Origin of the sequence: Rhizobium sp. CCGE531 (assembly GCF_003627795.1) — a bacterium.
In the GTDB taxonomy this organism is placed as follows: domain Bacteria; phylum Pseudomonadota; class Alphaproteobacteria; order Rhizobiales; family Rhizobiaceae; genus Rhizobium.
Window position 1 is genome coordinate 142433 of the sequence record NZ_CP032684.1, and the last position, 17291, is coordinate 159723.

At 61.6% G+C, this 17291-nt stretch carries 15 protein-coding genes and 2 pseudogenes; 7 read left to right on the plus strand and 10 right to left on the minus strand.

What is annotated here, in order from left to right:
* From CCGE531_RS00670 to CCGE531_RS00680, 3 genes are all read right to left on the minus strand, one after another.
* Positions 1–837, minus strand: coding sequence for a carbohydrate ABC transporter permease (locus tag CCGE531_RS00670; RefSeq protein WP_120662463.1), 837 nt, complete (start codon positions 835–837; stop codon positions 1–3).
* A complete protein-coding gene (locus tag CCGE531_RS00675; RefSeq protein ID WP_120662464.1) occupies positions 834–1694 on the minus strand; it encodes a sugar ABC transporter permease in 861 nt (286 codons plus the stop codon). Before CCGE531_RS00675 ends, CCGE531_RS00670 begins: the two co-directional genes overlap by 4 nt.
* Before the next feature lie 112 nt (positions 1695–1806).
* Positions 1807–3081 carry a sugar ABC transporter substrate-binding protein gene (locus tag CCGE531_RS00680; protein ID WP_120662465.1) on the minus strand — a complete coding sequence of 425 codons (1275 nt, stop codon included), beginning with the start codon at positions 3079–3081 and terminating at the stop codon, positions 1807–1809.
* Between the two features lie 86 nt (positions 3082–3167).
* On the opposite strand from CCGE531_RS00680, the gene CCGE531_RS00685 reads away from it, so the two are divergent.
* Positions 3168–4115, plus strand: coding sequence for a helix-turn-helix domain-containing protein (locus CCGE531_RS00685; RefSeq protein ID WP_120662466.1), 948 nt, complete (start codon positions 3168–3170; stop codon positions 4113–4115).
* A 61-nt stretch (positions 4116–4176) separates the two neighbouring features.
* A complete protein-coding gene (locus CCGE531_RS00690; protein WP_120662467.1) occupies positions 4177–4953 on the plus strand; it encodes a TIM barrel protein in 777 nt (258 codons plus the stop codon).
* A gap of 21 nt (positions 4954–4974) precedes the next feature.
* On the opposite strand, the gene copD is transcribed toward CCGE531_RS00690, so the two are convergent.
* On the minus strand, positions 4975–5859 hold the full coding sequence (gene copD, locus CCGE531_RS00695) for a copper homeostasis membrane protein CopD (protein WP_120662468.1): 885 nt from the start codon (positions 5857–5859) through the stop codon (positions 4975–4977).
* Between the two features lie 326 nt (positions 5860–6185).
* Here copD and CCGE531_RS00700 point away from each other — a divergent pair, with 326 nt between their 5' ends.
* Positions 6186–6932, plus strand: a complete 747-nt coding sequence (locus CCGE531_RS00700; RefSeq protein WP_245458941.1) for a metallophosphoesterase — start codon at positions 6186–6188, stop codon at positions 6930–6932.
* Between the two features lie 8 nt (positions 6933–6940).
* On the opposite strand, the gene CCGE531_RS00705 is transcribed toward CCGE531_RS00700, so the two are convergent.
* Both CCGE531_RS00705 and CCGE531_RS00710 read right to left on the minus strand, forming a co-directional pair.
* Positions 6941–8422 (minus strand): NAD-dependent succinate-semialdehyde dehydrogenase, encoded by a 1482-nt coding sequence (locus tag CCGE531_RS00705; RefSeq protein ID WP_120662470.1) that lies wholly within the window; start codon positions 8420–8422, stop codon positions 6941–6943.
* Between the two features lie 73 nt (positions 8423–8495).
* Positions 8496–9767, minus strand: coding sequence for a 4-aminobutyrate--2-oxoglutarate transaminase (locus CCGE531_RS00710; RefSeq protein WP_120662471.1), 1272 nt, complete (start codon positions 9765–9767; stop codon positions 8496–8498).
* Positions 9768–9960: 193 nt separating this feature from the next.
* On the opposite strand from CCGE531_RS00710, the gene CCGE531_RS00715 reads away from it, so the two are divergent.
* The 3 genes from CCGE531_RS00715 to CCGE531_RS00725 all read left to right on the plus strand — a co-directional run bounded on the left by CCGE531_RS00715 (position 9961) and on the right by CCGE531_RS00725 (position 13427).
* The gene (locus CCGE531_RS00715) at positions 9961–10776 is read left to right on the plus strand and encodes a MerR family transcriptional regulator (protein ID WP_120662472.1); all 816 of its coding nucleotides are present in this window, start codon (positions 9961–9963) and stop codon (positions 10774–10776) included.
* Between the two features lie 96 nt (positions 10777–10872).
* On the plus strand, positions 10873–11499 hold the full coding sequence (locus CCGE531_RS00720) for a ribonuclease D (protein ID WP_120662473.1): 627 nt from the start codon (positions 10873–10875) through the stop codon (positions 11497–11499).
* 239 nt (positions 11500–11738) lie between these two features.
* The gene (locus CCGE531_RS00725; protein WP_120662474.1) at positions 11739–13427 is read left to right on the plus strand and encodes a hypothetical protein; all 1689 of its coding nucleotides are present in this window, start codon (positions 11739–11741) and stop codon (positions 13425–13427) included.
* Positions 13428–13531: 104 nt separating this feature from the next.
* Here CCGE531_RS00725 and rpsA read toward each other — a convergent pair whose 3' ends face one another.
* The 4 genes and pseudogenes from rpsA to CCGE531_RS00745 all read right to left on the minus strand — a co-directional run.
* Positions 13532–15235, minus strand: a complete 1704-nt coding sequence (gene rpsA / locus CCGE531_RS00730) for a 30S ribosomal protein S1 (RefSeq protein ID WP_120662475.1) — start codon at positions 15233–15235, stop codon at positions 13532–13534.
* Between the two features lie 184 nt (positions 15236–15419).
* Positions 15420–16052, minus strand: a complete 633-nt coding sequence (cmk, locus tag CCGE531_RS00735; RefSeq protein WP_120662476.1) for a (d)CMP kinase — start codon at positions 16050–16052, stop codon at positions 15420–15422.
* Positions 16053–16083: 31 nt separating this feature from the next.
* Positions 16084–16311 (minus strand): annotated as a pseudogene (locus CCGE531_RS00740) (FMN-binding negative transcriptional regulator); the annotation flags it as partial.
* A gap of 2 nt (positions 16312–16313) precedes the next feature.
* Positions 16314–16565: pseudogene (locus CCGE531_RS00745) on the minus strand (3-phosphoshikimate 1-carboxyvinyltransferase); the annotation flags it as partial.
* A gap of 306 nt (positions 16566–16871) precedes the next feature.
* Between CCGE531_RS00745 and CCGE531_RS00750 the strand changes: the two are divergent.
* On the plus strand, positions 16872–17255 hold the full coding sequence (locus CCGE531_RS00750) for a TIGR02300 family protein (protein ID WP_120666338.1): 384 nt from the start codon (positions 16872–16874) through the stop codon (positions 17253–17255).
* Positions 17256–17291: the final 36 nt, after the last annotated feature.

A 17291-nucleotide genomic window follows, 5' to 3' on the forward strand; every position in this document is an offset into this window, starting at 1 on the left:
TTATTTGATTGCGCCGGCGGCGATGCCGGCGATGAAGTGGCGCTGCAGGAGAACGAAGATGATGAGGATCGGCGCCGTCAGCATGACCGCACCGGCCATGATGCCGCCCCAGGAGACCCTGGTGAGGCCGATCAGCGTTCCGAGCGCCACGGGCGCGGTCATCATTCCCGGGCGGGAGTTGATGAGCAGCGGCCAGAGATAGTTGTTCCAGGAGGCCAGGAACAGGATGATCGCGAGCGCCGCCATGGTTGGCCTTGCGAGCGGCAGGGCGATGCGCAGGAAGATCTGCCATTCCTTGACGCCCTCGACGCGGGCGGCGTCAAAGAGTTCGCCCGGCATCATCGAGAAGGCCTGGCGCATGAACAGCACGCCGAGCGAATTGAAAAGCGGCGGCACGATCAGGGCGACCCATGAATTGGCCAGCCCGAAATCGCGCGCCACCATGATGAATTGCGGGATGACGACGACGGAGTAGGGCAGCGTGATCGTGCCGAGGATGATGCCGATGACGCCCGAACGGCCGGCGAACTGGTAGCGCGCCAGCGCCCATCCCGCCATCGAGGTCAGCAGCACCGACAGGCAGGTATAGACGACGGCAACAACGATGGAGATCGTCATAGCGCCGATGAAGTTGGTGTCTGCCTGCAGGTTCCGGACGTTGTCCATGAAACCGGTCGACGGTGTCAGGATGATGCCGGGGCTGAAGATGCCGTAATCGGGCATGGTCGAGAAGACGAACATCATCCAGAGCGGAAACAGCCAGATGATGGCGAGCGGCGCCAGCAGGCCGTGCAAGGCGAGCGAGCGGATCAGAGTGGATTTGGACTTCGATTTCATTTCGGTTCGCGCCCCACCCAGAGATTGAGAAGAGAAATGGCCACGGCGAGCGCCGCCATCGTGTAGGCGATCGCGGAGGCATAGCCGAAGTTGGTCGACTGGAAGGCCTGGCGATAGAGCAACAGGCCGAGCGTCTCCGTCCCGCCGCCGGGGCCACCCCTGTTGGTGATCAGATATGGTTCGGCGAAGAGCTGCATGGTGCCGATGACGGATAGGACGACGCAGAACAGAATGATCGGCTTCAACAGCGGCAGGGTGATGTGGATGAACTGCTGGAAGCGGTTGACGCGGTCGAGGGTCGCAGCCTCGTAAACATCCTCGGGGATCGATTGCAGCCCGGAAAGGATGATGATGGCGTTGTAACCCGCCCAGCGCCACGTGACGGCGATGATGATGAGCACCATTGCGGCATGCGATTCGGAAAACCACGACACCGGTGCGAAGCCGACCGTGCCGAGCAGCTTGTTGATGACACCGAAATCGACGTTGAACATCAGGCGAAAGACGGCGGCATAGGCCACCTCTCCAACGACGACGGGTGCGAAGAAAGCAAAGCGAAAAATGCTGCGTGCCTTCAACAGCGGTGAATTCAGCAACACCGCCATGACCGTGGCGAGCGTGATCATGACGGGTACCTGGACGATCAGGATGATCAGCGTGTTTTGAAGCGCGTTGTAGAAGGCCGGGTCGCCGAACAGCCGCCCCCAATTGAGCGACAGATTGAAGGTCCACGGATTAACCCGGGTGTTCTGGAACGAGATCAGGAACGAATCGATGATCGGCCAGACCCAGAAAGCGGCGAACACCAGAAGATAGGGTGCAAGGAACGCATAGGCGCTCCGGTTTCGCAACCGCATGAAAGCCTTCTCCTTTATGCGCGGTGAAATGACACGTGACGTCGCATCCCCGCCGCCCTGAGGGCGGCGGGGATGCCGGGCGCGGCTTGGGATGCGCGTCCGGCAGTGTCACTCATTTCGCGAGCGGCAGACCTGTCGCCGAGGCGATCTGCTGGGCTGCATCGTCGAGCGCGGCCTTGCCGTTTGGATAGCCGCCGGCGAGGTATTTCGTCTGGACGGCCTTTATGACCTCATCGGCGTCGCTGAAATACTGGGTGCCGGGGCTCGGGCGGATCTTCGGCAGGGTTGCGAGAATATCGGCCCAGAGTTTTTGCCCGCCCCAATAGGGCTGCGGCTCGTTGACGAAGGGGTCTTTGACCGCCGTCAGCAGCGACGGCACGAGACCGAAGGATTTCAGCATGGTCACCTGGCCTTCATTGGTGCCAAGCGTGTACTCAAGGAACTTCCAGGAGGCTTCCTTGTTTTTCGAGCTGCTGGCGATCGCCAGCGACGAGCCGCCGAGATTGGCCGCATGCTGGCCGTCGGCCGTCATGCTCGGCATCGGGTAGACGCCCCATTTGCCGGCGAGATCCGGCGAGGTGGAGCGGACGGTGCCTTCATACCAACCGCCATAGAGCTGCGACGCCACTTTGCCGGCAGTGTTCGCCTGAATTTTCTCGTTCCAGTTCGCGGCGCTCATCAAGCCCGCGTCCTTGATCTCCTTCACCTTGTCCAGGGCTTTCACACAGGCCGGCTGGTTGACGGTGATGCTCTGGCTGTCATACGAGAAATAGCCGCAGCCCTGTTCATTGGCGAGCATGCGGAACCATTCGGTGTCGCCGTTGAGATCGGCCTGCGTCATGATCACGCCCGGATTGGCGGCGGAGATCTTCTTGCCGGCGGCAATGAAATCGTCCCAGGTCTTGATCGTTGCCGGATCGACGCCGGCCTTTTCATACATATCGCGGCGATAGAACATGGTGACCGGGCCGGAATCCCAGGGCATCGCATAGGCGGCGTCACCCACTTCGAGCTCGGCGCGCTTGAAATCCGGGAACTGCTTCTTGAGTTCGTCCTTGTAGCCGAGCTTCGTCAGATCGGTCAGGCAGTCCGGAAAGCGGTTCCAGAAGATCGATGCCTTGTGGTTTTCGATCGACATGACGTCGGGCAGGCCGTCGCCGCCGGCAGCGCATGCGGCCAGCATCTTGTCGAAGACCTGCGGGTTGCCGATGTCTTGTACATCGACCTTGATGTCCGGATATTTCTTATTGAACCCCTCGACCGTGGATTTCAGCGCCGACGCGGCGATGTTCCAGCTCCAGACGGTAATGGTGGTTTGTTCCGCAAAGGCAGAACCGGAAGCGAGTAGGGCCGCGAGGGCCGTCGCTCCAGCAAGTTTTAAACGCATTGAAAATCCTCCCTTTTCAATTGCTGTCCGCAAGCGAACGCGCTTAAACTAGCTGTCGGTACGCTTCTGTCTCCTAAAAAGGGAACATCGACTTGGCGAAAAGTAAGGTGGGTCAACAGGCGGTTTATCAGCCGGGTGCGAGCAGCGTCGAAGGGCTGCCGACGATCCTGCAGATGTTCCACAATCACCCATTGCCGATGGCTAAGCCGCATTGGCACGCGCAGGTGGAAGTGAACTATATCGTGCGTGGCACCGTGCACTACCGCATCGGCGATCACGAGCTTATTCTGAAAGCCGGCGAGATCTGCCTTTTCTGGGGCGGACAGCCGCATCAGCTGGATGACCTGTCCGAGGATTCGATCTATGCGGGCGCACATCTGCCGCTCGTGCATTTCTTCCGCCTGCGGCTGCCGCTCGATATTTCCGGCCGCCTCATTCGCGGGCAGGCCTTGATAAGCTCGGCGACGGATGCCGCGGACGACGAAAATTTCGCCCGATGGCACCGTTACGTCATGTCCAATGATGGCGCCAAGGCCGAACATGCCGTTGCCGAACTTCTCCTGCGCCTGGAGCGCATTGCCTTCGAACCCTATCGCATGGTGCCGGAGAAGCCGGGAAGCCTGGTAAACGACCAGGCTCATCCGCAATCCTCGCGCAGCCTGGCGCGGATGTGCGATTTCATCGCCGACAATTTTCTGCATGACATCGATACGGTCGATATTGCCAAGGCGGCGCATCTCCATCCGAAATACGCCATGAACCTCTTCAAGAAATCGACCGGCATGACATTGGCCAAATATGTGAACCTGTTGCGCCTTTCGCGCGCCCAGGCGATGCTGATGCGCGACGGCGCCAATGTGCTGCAGGTCGCCATGGACAGCGGTTTCGGCTCGATCAGCGCCTTCAACAAATCCTTCCGCCACATTGCCGGCATGACGCCTTCCGATTTCCGCCGCGACATGCGCGTGCTCTCCGCAATCAACGTGGAAGCCATCGATTCTTCCGCACGGCGTCCGCCGCAGATTAACCGTTGACGCCCCTTGCGGTCGCCGCCGATCCCGCCCATTGCTGACGGGAATGTGGGAGGAGATTTCAATGCGGCAGTTTTCGGCCTGTATCGAGTGGTTGTTCGCGCGCGACGGCGATGCTTTTGCCAACCGTATACGGCTGGCGCATGAGGCGGGGCTGGATGCGGTCGAATTCTGGCACTGGACGAACAAGGATCTCGACGCGATCGCCGCCGCCGTTGCCGAGACCGGCATTGCGGTTTCCGGCCTGGTGGCGGAGCCGATGGTCGCGTTGACGAATCCGGCAAACAAGGAGACTTGGCTGAAGGGTTTGCGCGAGTCCGTTGGCGTGGCGCAGCGCCTCGGCGCGCCGGTTCTGATCGCGCAGGCCGGTGACGATCTGCCGGAATTTTCGCGTGCCGGGCAGCGGTCGGCTCTCGTTGCCGCCCTCAGAGCCGGCGCCGATCTTCTTGAAGGATCCGGCGTTCGCCTCGGCCTTGAGCCGTTGAACACGAAGATCGATCATCTCGGCTACTATCTATCTTCGACAGTGGAAGGCCTTGATATCGTCGACGAGGTCGGCCGTCCGGAAATCGGCATCGTCTATGATCTCTACCATTCCGCGGTCATGGGCGAGGATACGCGTGAGGTTATCGGCGATCGGATCGACCGGATCGTGCATCTTCATGTCGCCGATCATCCCGGCCGTGGCGATCCAGGCACCGGTCACATCGATTTGGCGGAACGGCTGGATTGGCTGTTCGCGCAGGGATATCGCGGCAGGGTGGGGCTGGAATACAGGCCGGCGACCAGCGATGCCGAAGCTGTTCGTACGGTGGTGAAATCGCTTGGCGGCTCTCCGTGAGGAACCGCGTGAAGCCGTGACCTATACGGGTTCCAGCATGCCGAAGACGGCGACGAGCCCGATCACTGCCATGCCGATGACGATCTCGGCGATGCTTCCAAGCCGGAGCGCCTTCAGGGCGCGGCTATGGTTGCGGCCGATCCAGGGAACGAAGACATAGCGATTGACGATCGCCAGAAACGCCATGGCGGCGACCAGCGCAATCTTGATGCCAAGCAGTTTCTGGTAGGGCGACGACCAGTCCGTCGGCAGCCGTTTCAGGATCAGCATGGTGTTGACGATGCCGGTGGCGATGACGAGCGCGACGGCCACATGCCCGGCATTGGAGAAGCACCGCAACGCCACAAGCGCTTCCGCCCGGCAATCCGCGCGGTCGAGAAGCCGCAGAATGGGGATCAACGGCACGAGCGCTCCCAGCCAGCCGCCGGCGGTCAGGACATGCAGGATATCATTGGCACGATGCGCCTGCCGCGGCCAGCCTTCCAGCATCGAGGCGTGCCCGGTCAAGGAAAGGAAGGCGAGCCCCAGGCCCGAACCCAGCGCCAGCCCGCGCCGTCGCCAGCTTTCCGGCAGCAGGAAGGCGCCGACCATGACCACGGCCGCAACCGCCTGTGCCTGCCAGGCCAGGCCGCTCGTGGTCTGGAAGAGCACGTCATGGATCATGCCGGCATCGAGCGCGTCGCTCCATCCATTGCCGATATTCGCCGTCGTTGCGGGCAGCGCTGCCAGTACCGTCACGGTTGCAATGGCGGTAATCGCGAAAAACGGTCTTGCGGACATGCGCCAGACGGTGCCGGCCAGCGTTTTCGGCACGAGCAGGCAGAGATAGGCACTCGCACCCCACAGAAGCATCAGCGACGCATCATGAAGAAAGCGGCAGAGCTGGAGCGCTGTCGTCGGATCCATCAGGGCTTCACGATAGGTTTACACGTGCCATGGGTGCGACGTTCCAGTTGATGCGGTGTCGATTTCGCCGGCTTGGCGAGCGCGATAGGATTGCGGATACGCACTGTCAACTTTCTCCATGCATAAAGGCGCTGTTCGGGACGCTTTGCCGCAAGTCAATCCGCTGTCGCGGGCCTTGGCCGATCGCGATATCGATCATGGGCGCGATTCCTGCTTTTTTGGCAAAGAATCGTCGCTTTTGAGTCCTTTTTGCAGACATAGTTGAGGCGTTCCGGGGTGTGCGCTCGAAAGGCAGTTTCATGGCGGCATCTAGGATACGCGAAAAAATGGCCAGTGGCTTCGGCCCTCGCCGGCATCGCGAACGGCTCGAACATCTCGACATGCCCACCTATGTCATCGGCGACGTTCATGGCCGTTACGATCTCCTGAGCGCGCTGGAGCGCAAGATCTTCGCCGATGCGGCGGGGCTGCCGGGGCGAAAGCTCATCATTATGCTCGGAGATTTCATCGATCGCGGCCCGGCCTCGGCGCAGGTTATCGGCCGCCTAATGGCACCGCCGCCAAACGGCTTCGACCGCATTTGCCTGACGGGTAATCACGAGATGGCGATGCTTGCCTATATCGACGGCGAGATATCGCTTGAGGATTGGGTGGCGCTCGGCGGCGACGCGACGCTCGCTTCCTACGGTGTGGATATCCAAAAGCTGAGAGAGCAACATCCCAAGTCGAAGCAGCTCGACACCTTCATAAGGACCTGGCTGCCTGACGATCACGTCAATTTCCTGCGGCGCTTGCCGATCCTGCTGGACACGCCCGAGGTGCTGTTCGTTCATGCCGGCATCGATCCGGACAGGCCGATTTCCGAGCAGCAGGATGACGATCTCGTCTTCATCCGCTCGCGCTTCCACGATAGCGCGCAGCCGTTGCCGAAGCTGATCGTGCACGGCCATACACCAATCCGGCAGGCCGAAGTCCACGGCTTGCGGCTCAATCTCGATACCGGCGCCTTTTATACCGGTCGCTTGAGCGCGGCCCGGCTGTGGCGGGGCCGCGTTCATATTACCTCGACTTGATTTGCCGGCTATAGATTGCCGATGCAGAGGTACTTCATTTCCAGATAGTCGTCGGCGCCGTGGCGCGAGCCTTCGCGGCCGAGGCCGGATTGCTTGATGCCGCCGAACGGCGCCGTCTCCGTCGACATCAGGCCGGTATTAATGCCGACCATGCCATATTCTAGCGCCTCGGCCACGCGCCAGACTTTCTTCAGGTCGCCGGCGAAGAAATAGGCGGCGAGGCCGAATTCGGTGTCGTTCGCCTGCGCGATCACGTCCTCGACCGTTTCGAAGCGGAAGAGCGGTGCCACCGGGCCGAACGTCTCCTCGCGCGCCACCTTCATGCTTCGGTCGACGCTGGTCAGGATGGTCGGCGCGAAGAAGGTGCCGGCACCTTCGATGCGCTTACCGCCGAGCACGACGCGGGCACCCTTCGAGACGGCGTCCCGAACATGGTCTTCGGCCTTGGCGACACCCTGTTCATCGATCAACGGCCCGATGGACACGCCCGGCTTGAAGCCGTCGCCGACGGAGAGTTCGCTTACCTTGGCTGCGAGTTTGGCTGCAAAGGTGTCATAGACATTCGACTGGACATAGATGCGGTTGGCGCAGACGCAGGTCTGGCCGGCATTGCGGTATTTCGAAGCCATTGCCCCTTCGACGGCGGCGTCGAGATCTGCGTCGTCGAAAACGATGAAGGGCGCATTACCGCCGAGCTCGAGGCTGACCTTCTTGATCTGGTCGGAGCACTGGCGCATCAGGATGCGGCCGACCTCCGTCGAGCCGGTGAAGCTGATCTTGCGCACCTTCGGATTGCCGCAAAGCTCGCGGCCGATCGCCGGCCCGTCGATGCCGACGATGATGTTGAGAACGCCGGCTGGAACGCCAGCCTCTTCGGCAAGAACGGCCAGCGCGATCGCGGTCAGCGGCGTCTGCTCCGCGGGCTTCGAGACGACGGTGCAGCCGACGGCAAGGGCCGGGGCGATCTTGCGGGCGATCATGGCCGCCGGGAAGTTCCAGGGCGTGATCGTGCCGACGACGCCGACAGGCTGCTTGATGACGATCATGCGCTTGTCGTTGGAGGGCGCGGGGATGGTTTCGCCGTAGATGCGCTTGGCCTCTTCCGCATACCATTCGACATAGGAAGCGGCGTAGAGGATCTCGCCTTTCGCTTCCGCCAGCGGCTTGCCCATTTCCGCCGTCAGGATCGCCGCCAGCTCATCGGCATTGGCGACCATGAGGTCGAACCATTTGCGCAGGATTGCTGCCCGTTCCTTGGCCGGCCGGGCGGCCCAGGCGAGCTGGGCGATATAGGCGGCATCGATTGCGGCCGTCGTCTCGGCTGCACCCATATCGGGCAGCGAGGCGAGCACTTCGCCGGTGGCCGGATTGATGACATCGAACGTCTTCGTCGCCCCGCCGGCCGTCCATGCGCCGTTGATATAGCCGGCGGCGCGCAGGAAGCGCGAAGAGAAGGGAACGTGCTTGGTCATTGCTGTTGTAAAGGACATGGTCTGCACTCCGACAGGGTTTCGCCCGGCGGCACGCGCCGGCGAATGAGAAACAAACGTCAGGAAACGGCGGTTAGCGGGAGGCGCTTGCCTCCAGCAGCGATGCCTCGAGGATATCGAGCGCCTCGCCGAACACGCCGTCCTGGATGGTGATCGGCGACAGGAAGCGGATGACATTGCCATGGACGCCGCAGGTGAGCAGGATCAGCCCCTTGTCGAGCGCGATCAGCCGCACCTTGTTGGCGAAATCGGCGCTCGGCAGCTTCGTCGCCGCATCGTTGAATTCCACTGCGTTCATGAAGCCGGGGCCGCGGATGTCGACGATTTCAGGCACTTTGTCGCGCAGCGATTCCAGACGCTGCTTCAGGCGCGCGCCGAGCTGGTTGGCGCGGTCGCACAGGCCTTCGTCGGCGATGACGTCGAGCACGGCATGGGCGGCGGCAATGCCAAGCGGATTGCCGCCATAAGTGCCGCCAAGGCCGCCCGGTGCCGGCGCGTCCATCACCTCGGCACGGCCGGTGACAGCGGCAAGCGGGAAGCCGCCGGCAAGGCTCTTCGCCATGGTGACGAGATCGGCGGCCACCTCGTGATGATCCATCGCAAACATCTTGCCGGTGCGCGCAAAGCCGGTCTGCACCTCATCGGCGATCAGCAGAATGCCGTGCTGGTCGCAGATCTCGCGCAGCGCCTTCATGAAAGCCGATGGAGCGGGATAGAAGCCGCCTTCGCCTTGAACCGGTTCGAGGATGATGGCGGCCACGCGCTGCGGGTCGACATCGGCGGCAAAGAGCTTCTTCAGCGCCGCCAGCGATTGCTCGACGCTGATGCCGTGCAGCGGCACGGGGAAGGGCGCATGGAAGACATCGCCGGGCATCGGGCCGAAGCCGACCTTATAAGGCGCCACCTTGCCGGTCAGCGCCATGCCCATGAAGGTGCGGCCGTGGAAGCCGCCGCCGAAAGCGACGATGGCCGAACGGCCTGTGGAGGCGCGGGCGATCTTGACGGCGTTTTCGACCGCTTCCGCACCCGTCGTGACGAAGATCGTCTTCTTGGCGAAATCGCCGGGGACGATGGCGTTCAGCCGCTCGGCAAGATGCACATAGCTCTCATAGGGCACGACCTGGTGGCAGGTGTGGGTGAAGCGATCGAGCTGTTCCTTGACGGCGGCAATGACGCGGGGATGGCGGTGGCCGGTATTCACCACGGCGATGCCGGCGGCGAAATCGATGTAGCGATTGCCTTCCTTGTCCCAAATCTCGGCATTTTCGGCGCGATCGGCATAGATCTGCGTCGTCATGCCGACGCCGCGGGAAATGGCGGCATTCTTTCGCTCGGTTAAAGTCATTGCAGTCGCTCCCAGAAAGCAGTTTCGAATTATCTTGCAGAAGTTCTGCAATTTATTTAGAAAACTCCTACATTTTTCCTGCAAGATTTCAAGCGGGATTTTATGTGGGTGACAAGAAGGTGCCGAAGGGATCACGCAAACGTCTGATCCATGCTAAACGGATCGAAGACTAGAGATCAGGGATCATTGGCAAATGAGCAGCATCGAGCCCGTGCGCTATAAGGTGGCGGAAGCGGCACGTCTTGCCGGCGTATCGGCCTCCACCCTACGGCTCTGGGAAAGCCAGGGCCTGGTGGTGCCCTTCCGCTCCGAGACCGGGCACCGCCAGTATAGCGCCGAGGACGTGGCGCGGCTGAAGCGTATTTCATGGTTCCGCGCCGAGCGTGGCCTCAATCCGGCGGCGATTCGCGAGGCGCTGGAGACGGAGGAAGGGAGTGCCGGTCTGGAGAATGGCGAGCAATCGGCATCCTCGGATATCGGCCGCAGGCTTCGCTCGCTGCGTCATGCCGCCGGCAAGACGCTGGAGCAGGTCGCCGCCGATATGGGCATGACGTCCTCGACGCTGTCGACTCTGGAGCGCACCTCGCAGGGCGTCAGCTTCAAGACCCTCCATGATCTGGCGGATTACTATGGCACGACGGTGTCCCGCCTGTCGGGCGAAGAGCGCGAGGATGTCCCGGCGCTGATCCGATCCGGCGAATGGCGCGCCTGGCCGGAGACGACACCCGGTGTCACCGTCCAGCTTCTTGCCGAGGGGAGGACGATGATGGACTGCCATCGCTTCGTGCTTGCTCCGGGTGCGGCGAGCGAGGGCGCCTATCGACACGAGGGCGAGGAGTTCATCCATGTCCTGGCCGGACGTCTGGAACTGGTGCTCGACAGCGACCAGTTTTTCGATCTCTTGCCCGGCGATTCCCTTTATTTCGAAAGCCGCCGCTATCATTCCTGGCGCAACCGGCACGATGGCGAGACGATATTGCTCTGGATCAACACGCCGCCGACATTTTGAACGGCGCCCGCATCGTTATCCGGTATCGCCGTCGCCCCGTCTGTTCTATAGAACGGACGAAAAGCGAATTCAGAAAGACAGCGCCGGGAGAATTTCATGGCTGCCACCATCCGCTATCACGAAGGTGATATTTCCACCGAAGATGCCGCCCGCTACACCGGCGCCATAGCCATCGACACCGAAACCCTCGGCCTCATTCCGCGCCGCGACCGGCTTTGCGTCGTGCAGCTTTCGTCGGGCGACGGCACCGCCGATGTCATCCGCATCGCCGCCGGGCAGAAGCAGGCGCCCAACCTCGTCGCCATGCTTGCGGACCCCGCGCGCCAGAAGATCTTTCATTATGGCCGTTTCGACATCGCCGTCCTGTTCCATACGTTCGGCGTCACCACCACGCCGGTCTTCTGCACCAAGATCGCCTCGCGCCTGTGTCGCACCTATACCGACCGTCATGGCCTCAAGGACAATCTCAAGGAGATGCTCGATGTTGACATCTCCAAGGCGCAGCAATCGTCCGATTGGGCCGCGGAAACGCTCTCGCCGGCGCAGCTTGAATATGCCGCCTCCGACGTTCTCTATCTTCACGCGCTTCGCGCCAAGCTGACGGAGCGCCTTCTGCGCGACGGCCGCATGGACTATGCTGATGATTGCTTTGCCTTCCTTCCGACCCGCGCCAAGCTCGACCTTCTCGGCTGGGAAGAGGCGGATATTTTCGCGCATAGCTGATCGCCCCCGTTCGGCGGGAGAAATCCACAGGCCGGTGCCGCGAAAGTGGCATCGGCCTTTTTTATTTAGCAATCTGTTAACAAACAGGCTGCTATCGTTCCATTGGCTTCCAGCCCGACGCGTTCTCGTTTCGCTCTTCCGGTTATCCGGCGCTCGAAGACCTACCGGCCGCATGAGCGGACCCTGATTGAACCTGCTTTCCGCTTCCATCGTCGCCTTGCCAGACAAAGGAGCATGTCATGTTGCTTCCCGTTGGTGCCGTGTCCGCCGTGGGTGCGTCTATTGAAAAGCCGATCGTTGCGACGGCGGACACCTCCGGGCTCCAGACTGCCGCGACGCCGCTGGCCGTTCTATCAAGTACGATCAATGCCAGCGTCGAGGGCAAGTTGAACATGCTGCTGGTTGCGGCCCGCGAGCGGATGTTCGATAGCCTGCTATCGGCCATCGATACCGCCAGTCAGGCGGTGAATGTTTCCCGTGAACCGGGCGAGAGCAATACCGCCTATGCACAGCGCGTTGCCGCCGCGATCCGCAGCCTGACGCCACAGCAGCTCGTCGTCGCCCAACAGCGAATGGATGCGCAGACGAACATCCGGGTGCCGCTGCCGCTTCTGGCCGAGGCACTGGAGGATCCGGAAAGGCCGCAAGCGCTTCAGCTGGCGCTCAGCCTGGAGCAGGCGTCCGCCGCCGAACCCGACGCCGTGCTGAAAGCGGTCGTCAATTCCTATGGCCAGAATGCTGGCAGGGCGGAAGCGCCAGTCCCGCAGGTACCAGCATCGACCCAGCTGCAGCGAGCGGCCGATCCAGCCACTCTGGCAACGGCTCTTGCAGTCGCCGCAGAAGAGCCGATGCCTTCCACGTCCACGTCCACGTCCACGTCCACGTCCACGTCCACGTCCACGCCAACCCAGCCGGCGTCCACCGCAGTCCAGCATGCAGCCCAGCCAGCGTCCGTGTCGCTGCAGACGCCGCAACCGGGTATTCCCACGCAATCCGCGCCGACTGCCGCCGAGGCGGCCCCGGATCAGACGATCACACAAGGCACAGGGCCGGCCACCCCGCAAGCTGCCACTGCTGGCAGCGGCAGCGTTGCCGCCGGCGCGCCCCCAGCTTCGCAGCTTGCTTCCCTTGTCGATGAACTGGCTGTGGGAGCACTGCTGACCGCGACCGCCGCCGAAGCCGAACTTCCGATGGAAATCGCGTTGATCAGATCGCCGCTGACACCGCCGCCCGTGCCGCGCGATATCCAGCAGATTCAAGCCGATATCAAGCAGGGGCTGCAGGTCGTCATCAGCCCGCCCGCGATGGCGACCAGTTCCGACCTGCAGCAGATCATCAGCAATCCCATGTCTTCCGTCGAGAAGATCATCGCGCAGGCGCTGACGGCCAATACGGCAACGCAATCGCCGTCACAGCCGCGGCCCATCGATGCCGGTGCCGGAAGCCCGGCGTCGGCAACGGCCGCCCCCGCATCGTCGACGGATCAGCCCGAAGCGCCCGCCGCCGCACTTTCCGGCAGGCCGCAGCCGTCGTCTGCAGTGCCGATGGCAATGTATGAGGCTGCGGAACAGGCGGGAATATCCGCACCTCTGCCGCTCGGCGTTCCCTTTGTCGTCGCGAACTATCTGCCGGCCGATGTCCCCGCCAAGGCCGGCGAATCGAAACTGCTCGATCGCGTCGATCCGGTTGACGATGAGGAAGGCGGAGACGCTCAGGACGAAGAGACGGCGCAGCAGCAGGATAAAGACGAAGCAGGAGCGGAAGAACCGTCGCAGAAGGCTGAAGAGGCTTCCGACGAAGCGGACGCAGGACTTGTCTCCCCCCTCGGCGAGGCCGGCCCGGACCAGCTCGCCTTGCCGCAGCCATTGCACGACCCCTTGCAGGATCATGCCTTCGATTTCTATCGCCGCATGGTGGCCTGGGAATAGGCGCCTTCGAAATGGAATAGCCGGCCCAGACACGGCATGACGGACAAAATAAAACCCGCCGGATCGCTCCGGCGGGTTCTTCATTTCGAGAGGCTTGCCGAAGATTATTCGGCGTTGCGGTTCTTCAGAGCCGCTCCCAGGATGTCGCCGAGCGAAGCGCCCGAGTCGGACGAACCGAACTGAGCAACAGCTTCCTTCTCTTCAGCGATTTCCAGAGCCTTGATCGACAGCATGATCTTGCGATCCTTCTTGGAGAAGTTGGTGACGCGAGCGTCGACAACCTGACCAACCGAGAAACGCTCCGGACGCTGTTCGTCGCGGTCACGCGACAGATCGGCGCGGCGAATGAACGAGGTCATGTCTTCGTGGTTGACGAGCTTGACTTCGATGCCGCCGTCGTTGACTGCGATGACTTCGCAGGAAACGACTGCATTCTTGCGCAGGTCGCCCGAAGCGGCTGCTTCGCCGACTGCATCCTTGCCGAGCTGCTTGATGCCGAGCGAGATGCGTTCCTTCTCGACGTCGACGTCGAGAACGACAGCCTTGACGACGTCACCCTTGTTGAACTCCTCGATGACCTGCTCGCCCGGACGGTTCCAGTCGAGGTCGGAGAGGTGCACCATGCCGTCCACATCGCCGTCGAGGCCGATGAACAGGCCGAATTCGGTCTTGTTCTTGACTTCGCCTTCGACTTCGGTGCCAGCCGGATGGTTGCGGGCGAATGCTGCCCACGGGTTTTCCAGCGTCTGCTTCAGGCCGAGCGAGATACGACGCTTGGTCGGATCGACTTCGAGAACGACGACTTCGACTTCCTGGCTCGTGGACAGGATCTTGCCGGGGTGAACGTTCTTCTTGGTCCAGGACATTTCCGAGATGTGGATGAGGCCTTCGATGCCCGGCTCCAGCTCGACGAACGCACCGTAGTCGGTGATGTTCGTGACGGTACCGGAGATCTTCTTGCCTTCCGGATACTTGGCCTGGATGCCATCCCACGGATCGCTCTCGAGCTGCTTCATGCCGAGCGAGATGCGGTGGGTTTCCTGGTTGATGCGGATGATCTGTACCTTGACCTGCTGGCCGATGGACAGGATTTCCGACGGATGGTTCACGCGGCGCCATGCCATGTCGGTGACGTGCAGCAGGCCGTCGATGCCGCCGAGGTCGACGAACGCACCGTAATCGGTGATGTTCTTGACGACGCCGTCAACAACCTGGCCTTCTTCGAGGTTCTGAACGATTTCAGAACGCTGCTCGGCACGGGACTCTTCCAGAACCGTACGACGCGAAACGACGATGTTGCCGCGGCGCTTGTCCATCTTGAGGATTTCGAAGGGCTGCGGGTTGTGCATCAGCGGAGTGACGTCGCGGATCGGACGGATGTCGACCTGCGAACGCGGCAGGAAGGCGATAGCGCCGTCGAGATCGACGGTGAAGCCGCCCTTGACCTGGTTGAAGATGACGCCTTCGACGCGCTCGCCAGCTTCGAACTTGGCTTCGAGCTTGATCCAGCTTTCTTCGCGGCGAGCCTTTTCGCGCGACAGAACAGCTTCGCCAAGCGCGTTTTCGATGCGCTCGACATAGACTTCGACTTCATCGCCAACGTTGAGCGTGCCGTCCTTGGCGCGCGCACCGAATTCCTTCAGCGCGATGCGGCCTTCGACCTTGAGGCCGACGTCCACAACGGCGACATCCTTTTCGATGGCGGTGATGATGCCCTTGGTGACATAGCCTTCAGCCAGATCGTTCTTGGCAAAGGATTCTTCGAGAAGGGCCGCGAAATCTTCGCGAGAGGGGGAAGTTACAGACATAAAATCTCCTGGCGTGTCCTTGATTATGCAATCTGGACACTGACGCGCCGGTGGTTCGCGTTAAACGGGCCTGACCCCAGTCCGCCTTCCCTTTGAGGAAAGCTATCCGGCGCTTGGACGGAATGTCAGGCTATCTTGAAATCGGCGGTTCCGGGCGCTAGGCGCGCGAAGGCCGCTCACATTTTCAGGCATTTCGGCTCAGAGCGGCGTCGACGATCGACTTTGCCATCTGAAACGCCGCTTCTATACTCATTTCTGATGTATCTAGCAAGTATGCGTCTTCAGCCGGCTTCAACGGGCTGTCGGTGCGGCCCATATCGCGCTCGTCGCGCCGTTTCACATCCGCGAAAATGGCCTCGTAGTCGGCGCTGCCGCCGGCTTCGACGATCTCCTCGTAGCGCCGCCTGGCGCGGACTTCGTCCGAGGCTGTCACATAGAGCTTCACCGGCGCGTCCGGGCAGACGATCGTGCCGATGTCGCGCCCGTCGAGCACGGCGCCCGGCGTCTTTTCGGCAAAACGGCGCTGAGCCTCCACCAGAGCCCGGCGGACGGCCGGCATGACGGCGATCTTCGATGCGGCCTCGCCGATCTCGTGCCTGGACAGAATAGTCCGGTCGAGCCCGGCCAGATCGACCTTGCGCGCCATGCCTTCGGCAACGGCCTCGTCGTCGAGCGGCAATCCGGCATCGAGAAGGGCCTTGGCGGCGGCGCGGTAGGTGAGGCCGGTATCGAGATGATGAAAACCATAGGTCTCGGCGATCCGACGCGCTAAGGTTCCCTTGCCGGCAGCCGCAGGCCCGTCGATGGCAATGATCATGTCTTCTTCAGCCTCTACCTGTATCCCGATATTACTTGCCGTAATGACGCACCAGATCGGCCATCTCGGCGACTTCGCCACCATCGATCGCCGAAAGGCCTTCGGCCACGCCCTGCCGGTCGGCGAGCGGTCGGTTCTGGCTCACCTTCCATTTGCCGTCAATCGCCTCGACGTCGATTTCGATGCCGACGATGCCTTCCATCGGGGCTGCGATGAAGTCCGGCGGTGCATCGTCCACCGCCCAGGGCACCGCGCGGTCTATTAGCCGCTGGCCTCGATCATCGCGCCCAACCTTGGGATCATAGCAAAAAATTCCGGAAAGCTGGTGGCGATCATGGCGGAATCGTCGATCGAAACCGGATGCTCGCTCGCAAGCCCCATAACGAGGAAACTCTTGGCGATGCGATGATCGAGATGGGTCTTGACCTCGCTGCCGCGGGCATTGCCGAGGCCCTTGCCGCTAGGCCTGCCCTGAACCGTCAGCGAATCCCTACCTTCGCTGCAGTCGACGCCACGGCTGGATGGGAGAGAGTATCGTGCGGCATGGGCAATTCCTTTGCGATGCCGGTATTTCTGCCGCATTCAATGGCTGGCTGCGGTCCTCTTGCGCCAGATGTTCTGCGGCTCGCATCGGCTGGTTGGCACAGGCCCGTATCGCCGTCATCCCGCAATGCGTGAAAACCGCGTGCGAAGCGGCATGAAGTTTAGCTTTGACAGAAACGGCCGCAACGATTAAGGGGACCGGCTGATATTTCCCTTAAAACGCCGGCTTCCCCGGCATTGCCGGATTTTCATCCGGCCATTCATGAGGCTTTGACAGTGGCGAAAGCGGAACTTGGAACAAAACGTACCGATCCGGACAATGGCAAGAAGTTCTACGACCTGAACCGGGATCCGGTGATCTCGCCCTACACCGGCAAGTCCTGGCCCCTGTCCTATTTCGAGGAAACCTCCGCTTCGAAGGAAGTTCCGGAAGAAGAAGAAGTGGCCGAGGTCGATACCGAGAACACCGAAGTCGAACTGGTGTCGCTCGAGGATGCCGATGAAGCCGCTGCCGGCGGCGACGATATTCCGGATATCGGCGATGACGACGTCGAAATCGACGACGATGACGACGATACCTTCCTTGAAGCCGACGAAGACGAAGATGATGACGACATGAGCGACATCATCGGCGTCACCGGCGACGAAGACGACGTCTGATCTCAAGGACAGTCGGCCCGGGAACCAAGAAAAAAT

What these genes read in the sequence shown, in the direction of transcription:
- CCGE531_RS00670 (WP_120662463.1), bottom strand. Translation starts at nt 837, where the DNA reads ATGAAATCGAAGTCCAAATCCACTCTGATCCGCTCGCTCGCCTTGCAC.
- CCGE531_RS00675 (WP_120662464.1), bottom strand. Translation starts at nt 1,694, where the DNA reads ATGCGGTTGCGAAACCGGAGCGCCTATGCGTTCCTTGCACCCTATCTT.
- CCGE531_RS00680 (WP_120662465.1), bottom strand. Translation starts at nt 3,081, where the DNA reads ATGCGTTTAAAACTTGCTGGAGCGACGGCCCTCGCGGCCCTACTCGCT.
- CCGE531_RS00690 (WP_120662467.1), top strand. Translation starts at nt 4,177, where the DNA reads ATGCGGCAGTTTTCGGCCTGTATCGAGTGGTTGTTCGCGCGCGACGGC.
- copD (WP_120662468.1), bottom strand. Translation starts at nt 5,859, where the DNA reads ATGGATCCGACGACAGCGCTCCAGCTCTGCCGCTTTCTTCATGATGCG.
- CCGE531_RS00700 (WP_245458941.1), top strand. Translation starts at nt 6,186, where the DNA reads ATGGCCAGTGGCTTCGGCCCTCGCCGGCATCGCGAACGGCTCGAACAT.
- CCGE531_RS00705 (WP_120662470.1), bottom strand. Translation starts at nt 8,422, where the DNA reads ATGTCCTTTACAACAGCAATGACCAAGCACGTTCCCTTCTCTTCGCGC.
- CCGE531_RS00710 (WP_120662471.1), bottom strand. Translation starts at nt 9,767, where the DNA reads ATGACTTTAACCGAGCGAAAGAATGCCGCCATTTCCCGCGGCGTCGGC.
- CCGE531_RS00715 (WP_120662472.1), top strand. Translation starts at nt 9,961, where the DNA reads ATGAGCAGCATCGAGCCCGTGCGCTATAAGGTGGCGGAAGCGGCACGT.
- CCGE531_RS00720 (WP_120662473.1), top strand. Translation starts at nt 10,873, where the DNA reads ATGGCTGCCACCATCCGCTATCACGAAGGTGATATTTCCACCGAAGAT.
- CCGE531_RS00725 (WP_120662474.1), top strand. Translation starts at nt 11,739, where the DNA reads ATGTTGCTTCCCGTTGGTGCCGTGTCCGCCGTGGGTGCGTCTATTGAA.
- rpsA (WP_120662475.1), bottom strand. Translation starts at nt 15,235, where the DNA reads ATGTCTGTAACTTCCCCCTCTCGCGAAGATTTCGCGGCCCTTCTCGAA.
- cmk (WP_120662476.1), bottom strand. Translation starts at nt 16,052, where the DNA reads ATGATCATTGCCATCGACGGGCCTGCGGCTGCCGGCAAGGGAACCTTA.